This is a genomic window from Sulfobacillus sp. TH-112 (genome assembly GCF_057473405.1).
On sequence record NZ_JBYCKN010000013.1, the window covers coordinates 1 to 5,188 of the forward strand.

Consider the following 5,188-nt stretch of genomic DNA (forward strand, 5'->3'; position numbering starts at 1 on the left):
TAGTGGTGGAAGACAGCGGGCAGAATGCCATAACGGTCGTGCCGGGTGCCAATGCGGCGATTGGTCAGGATGTGTTGCACGATTTAAAGAGTGTGCTGTCGTCAAAAGATATCCTCTTGTTGCAACTGGAGGTCCCGTTTGATGTTGTTGAAGAAGCCATCAGCATTGCGCAGAAGATCCGCGCTCGCGTGATGTTAGATCCAGCGCCGGCGGTCGCGCGCTTACCAAAGTCATTCTACCGAGTGGATATTTTGGCACCCAACCAGTTCGAGGCCGAGACCATTCTCGATGGCAAAATTACTGATGTGCGTTCTGCGAAGGCGGCTGCCCGTCAACTCCGTAGTCGGGGGGCAGAGGTGGCGATCGTGAAGCTTGGCAAAGACGGTGTGGTATGGGCGACCGCTCGCAGTGTATTTTATCTCCCAGGGAAAGCCGTGGCGGCCATTGATGCCGTCGGTGCCGGAGATGCATTTGCCGGGGCCTTGGCAGCACGACTGGATGCTGGGGATGCGCTCGCCGACGCGATCGGAATGGCCAATCACGCGGCGGCTCTTTCTACCACCATTAAAGGAGCACAGCCTTCGTTTGCCCGATTAGAGGATGTACGTTCTTCGCTCGATAAAGCGTAATGTCGTAGGCCGGGTGGGAGGACAATGTTGTCATCGATATCTTTCGTCCGGTGCAGTGGTTGACGTCGGTGTTGTTTGCGTCTTAGAGTGGTTGTGGTAGGAATTTTCGAAAAAAGAGTGACTGAGAGAATCTTATTAGATCCGGGAAGGGCGGATTGGGTATGGCGAGTGTTCGACTGACACATGTGACAAAGCAATTTGGCGCTGTCAAAGCGGTTAACGATGTGAATCTCGATATTGAGGATCAAGAATTTTTGGTGCTATTGGGTCCATCCGGGTGCGGAAAGACCACAACCTTACGGATGGTGGCAGGACTAGAAGAGTTAAGTGGCGGGAGCATTCATATCGGTGACCAGGACGTTAGCCAACTCCCACCCAAAGATCGCGACATTGCGATGGTATTCCAGAATTATGCTCTCTATCCTCACATGACAGTATATGAAAATATGGCGTTCGGTCTCAAGTTGCACCACGTCTCCAAGGCAGACATTGACCGACGAGTTAAAGATGCCGCAGATATATTGGGATTGGGTCAACTGTTGAATCGTCGGCCTAAGGAGCTTTCCGGTGGACAGCGTCAGCGGGTCGCGTTGGGCCGTGCCATCGTTCGGGAACCCAAGGCCTTTTTGATGGATGAACCCTTGTCTAACTTGGATGCCAAGTTGAGGACGCAGACACGAGTCGAATTGAAGCGTTTGCATCAACGGCTAGGGGCCACCATCCTTTATGTGACGCACGATCAAACCGAAGCCATGACCATGGGGACCCGAATTGTGGTCATGAAAGATGGATTGGTTCAGCAAGTCGATACACCGGAAGGCATCTATCATCGACCAGCGAACGAATTCGTGGCCACCTTTGTGGGGACACCTGCCATGAACCTTTTTGATGTCACATTGCAACAAAACGGCACCGAGATCGGCGCCTTATTAGACGGGCAAACGTTTGGATTGCCATCAGAGTTGCAGCCCGCTTTGAAAACCCTTTCCTCACGCGAATTAACGCTGGGTATTCGGCCAGAAGATATTTCGCTCTCCACCTCGACGGGAAATGGCGAAGTCCGAGCGACGGTCAGATTAATCGAGCCGATGGGTCACGAGCATATTGTCTATTGCGACGTTGGCGCTGCGAGCTTTGTCATTCGAACCAGTAACGAATGGTCTGGAAGAGTGGGCGATACGGTATCGCTGAACATGGATGGCCGTCGCCTGCATGCCTTTGATCCTGATACGGAAGAGTCGATTCGCTTCAGGTAAAATTTAAAATGGAAGTCGTAACCTTGTCTTTGTCTCCGGCGTTATACGTAACAAAGGGGGCTACGAAGATGCAAAAACGACCAGTGGATCAGAAAAGAGCGGACTATTATCTTTATACATGGCAGATTCGAGCCGTGCAAAAAATTTCTCGGGATACGCATCAACCACCCTCAGAGGTGATGCGGACGCTCTTGAACGAGGCACTAACCCGACATGAGATGGAATCCATGCCGACATCCTAATCGACCGGAAATCTCTCGATTCAAAGCCTTGGACATGCAGTGGTCCAAGGCTTTTTTGACCGGGATTAGTGACACAACTACCGTTTTCCAACAGCAAGGAGTGCGCCGTGAGGCGGAGTGTGGAGGAAGGTCGTGTTTATGAACCGCCGTATGCGAAAGCGCGTGTACGGTGGTGTGAGATGTCGGGGGCGAAACGCCCCCTCCTACTCGAGCGTCCCTTTTGTGTACAATGGATAATGGAAGATGAGTGTGCTTGGAGGGAGTGCTGATGATGAAAAAAACATATCGAGTGAGTCATGATTCACTGGGCGAAGTGCGTGTGCCGAGTGAGGCTTTATGGGGACCGCAAACACAACGGGCGATAGCGAATTTTCCTATCAGTGGATTGAGATTGCCGCGACGGTTTATCCGAGCGCAAGGGATTATTAAGTGGGCAGCGGCTCGTGCCAACGAGTCACTAGGAGAGCTCCCAGAACGTGTGGCCGAGGCTATCATGACCGCGGCTGATGAAGTGATTGATGGACAGCATGACAATCAATTTGTGGTTGACGTTTATCAAGCTGGAGCGGGGACCTCCCAGAATATGAACGCCAACGAAGTCATTGCGAATCGAGCCCAAGAGTTACTGGCAGGAGAACGGGGCGATGTGTCTCTGGTGCACCCAAACGACCAAGTCAACATGGCTCAGTCCACCAATGATACGATTCACGTCGCGATCCATATCGCTGCCGCAGAGGCTCTTTATCATGACCTCCTTCCGGCGATAGAAGAGGTTGAGCGAACTTTGCAGTCAAAAGCGGATGATTGGATGGGGATTGTGAAGTCGGGACGGACCCATCTTCAAGATGCGGTACCGATGCGGCTCGGTCAAGAAGTGGGTGGCTGGGTAGGGGCTTTGCGCTATTGGCGGCGGAGTCTCGAAGAGGCATTGCAAAAGCTTTATGCGATTGGACTCGGAGGAAACGCCGTGGGTACGGGTATCAACGCGCATCCACAGTATAAGGTGACGGCCATTAAAAATGTGGCGGAAAAGACCGGTCTACCGTTCGTGCCGCCTGATAACATGTTCACTTTCATCCAAAACATGGATGCCGTGCTCGATGTGTCGGGAGTGGTTCGTGGATTAGCGACGGCTGTGGGGAAGATTAGCAATGATCTGCGACTTCTTAGTTCGGGTCCGCGCACCGGACTGGCGGAATTAAAGCTACCAGCCGTTCAACCGGGATCGTCGATTATGCCTGGTAAGGTGAATCCGGTGATGGCGGAAATGATGAACATGATTGTATATCAAGTCATTGGCAATGACGCGACCGTACAAGCAGCGGTGGCCGGAGCCCAGCTTGAACTGAACGTGATGATGCCGGTGGTGGCCTACAATGTATTACATGAGATTAATATTTTGGCGCAGGGTCTTCATGCCTTTAACCAGCAGGCGCTTGTGGGCCTTGAGGTGGATCGTGAGCGGGTTACGGGTTATGTGGAAATGAGTACGGCGATTGCGACCGCCTTAAACCCCTATATCGGGTATGATCGCGCAGCCGTCGTGGCCAAAACTGCTTATTCTCAGCAGAAGACGGTGCGTGAGGTGGTCCGCGAGCAAGGCCTTTTAGAGGAATCGCAGTTAAATGAGGCCCTTGATTTAGAGCGGATGACCCATGTTGATGAATAAGGGGAGACGGCAAGACTAGCGCCCATAAAAAGCGTGCCGTCTGGCAATACTTGGGCACAAGAACGTCATTTCAAGCATTGTGGTCGGGGGCCTTCGGAGTGAGGTGGAGCCGAAGCCCCCATAAAGGTTCAGAATGATCGCCCAAGGCCTCGGCTGTGTCTTATTTGAATTAATTATTTCGTGACCGATGGAATACTGCAGGACGCGGATGTTCTTTTTTGGATGGGCGCGCGAGCTCAATTACAGCCAGTAGGATCAGTACCGCTCCGGCTATGTCGAATGGATTGAGGCGTACATGTAAAAGCAGTACGGCTGCCATGACCGCTGCGAATGGTTCTGTGCTGGCCAATAACCCTGTTTCAGAAGCTGTCAGGTAGTTCAGACTGGATAGATACAACCAAAATGACACTAATGTACCAAATACCACAACAAACCCCACTAATCCCCAGTCGAATAGGGACCAATGAAACAATATCGGATGCATAAGGGGGTAAGAGACTATGCCACCCAGGAGCATTCCCACGCCTACCACACTCAGGGAGTCAAACTGCTTAATTAGAGGGGACGGATAGAGCGTGTAAAAGGCTAAACACAAAGCCGAGAGAAGGCCCCACATGATGGCGTCGATAGGCATCTTAAAGTGATTTATGTGGCCACCTGTGGCCAGCATCACGGTTCCTATAAGGGCCAGCGCTAGCGCTAAGGTTTGACGATTGGCAGGACGGTGTCCTTCTCTTAAGGCCGAATAGAGCACAATGAAAGGTGGGCCCAGGTACTGCAATAGAGTGGCACTGGCGGCATTACCGTCGTCAATGGCTTTGAAATAGGTGTACTGAACGCCGAAAAGGCCTATGACGGCAAATGTCACCAGTGCCATCCATGACTGGCGATCCCGGAGCATGATCCGGGTAGTTGAGGGTTTTTTTAACATTCCACCAAGCACTAATAGTAGGCCCGCCAATACCATACGGATGGTGACCAATTCACTTGGCGATACCACGGCGTGATTAAAAAGAAATTGTGAGGCCGTTCCTGAGAGACCCCAACAGGTGGCACTAATCAGTACCATGCTCATTCCTATGGCGCGTTGTGGTATAGATTGTACGATTCTCCTATATGCTATCCATAAGTGCATTGATGGCATCGACCTCATATCATAATGAGACATTTGAATGTCGTGGATTTAGTAGATTTTAAACGAAAACATGCACATTACCAGAGAAATTGACGACAGTGCGATTTTTTGGCCTGTAATTAGGTTTGAAAGCGTCGACGCCCGGTGATAATATACGTGATGCTGTCGCAAGACAGTCTCGGTCCTTGAAAACTATATCATCATGCCACGCAAGATGAAGTACAAGAACGACCAACGATTGAACAGAGTCATGGAGA

At 51.3% G+C, this 5,188-nt stretch carries 5 protein-coding genes; 4 read left to right on the plus strand and 1 reads right to left on the minus strand.

Translation table 11 applies throughout. From position 1 onward, the window contains the following. The 4 genes from ACOJWD_RS00860 to ACOJWD_RS00875 form a co-directional block, all read left to right on the plus strand. Positions 1-629: PfkB family carbohydrate kinase (locus ACOJWD_RS00860; RefSeq protein ID WP_486991327.1), on the plus strand; the 629-nt coding region annotated here is incomplete at its 5' end. Positions 630-790: 161 nt separating this feature from the next. Continuing rightward, complete coding sequence (locus ACOJWD_RS00865) at positions 791-1,885, plus strand: ABC transporter ATP-binding protein (RefSeq protein ID WP_486991328.1); 1,095 nt, start codon at positions 791-793, stop codon at positions 1,883-1,885. 68 nt (positions 1,886-1,953) lie between these two features. Next, positions 1,954-2,127 (plus strand): hypothetical protein, encoded by a 174-nt coding sequence (locus tag ACOJWD_RS00870; protein ID WP_486991329.1) that lies wholly within the window; start codon positions 1,954-1,956, stop codon positions 2,125-2,127. Positions 2,128-2,395: 268 nt separating this feature from the next. Then, positions 2,396-3,796 carry a class II fumarate hydratase gene (locus ACOJWD_RS00875; protein ID WP_486991330.1) on the plus strand — a complete coding sequence of 467 codons (1,401 nt, stop codon included), beginning with the start codon at positions 2,396-2,398 and terminating at the stop codon, positions 3,794-3,796. 169 nt (positions 3,797-3,965) lie between these two features. On the opposite strand, the gene ACOJWD_RS00880 is transcribed toward ACOJWD_RS00875, so the two are convergent. Continuing rightward, the gene (locus ACOJWD_RS00880) at positions 3,966-4,865 is read right to left on the minus strand and encodes a DMT family transporter (protein WP_486991331.1); all 900 of its coding nucleotides are present in this window, start codon (positions 4,863-4,865) and stop codon (positions 3,966-3,968) included. Positions 4,866-5,188 lie beyond the last annotated feature (323 nt).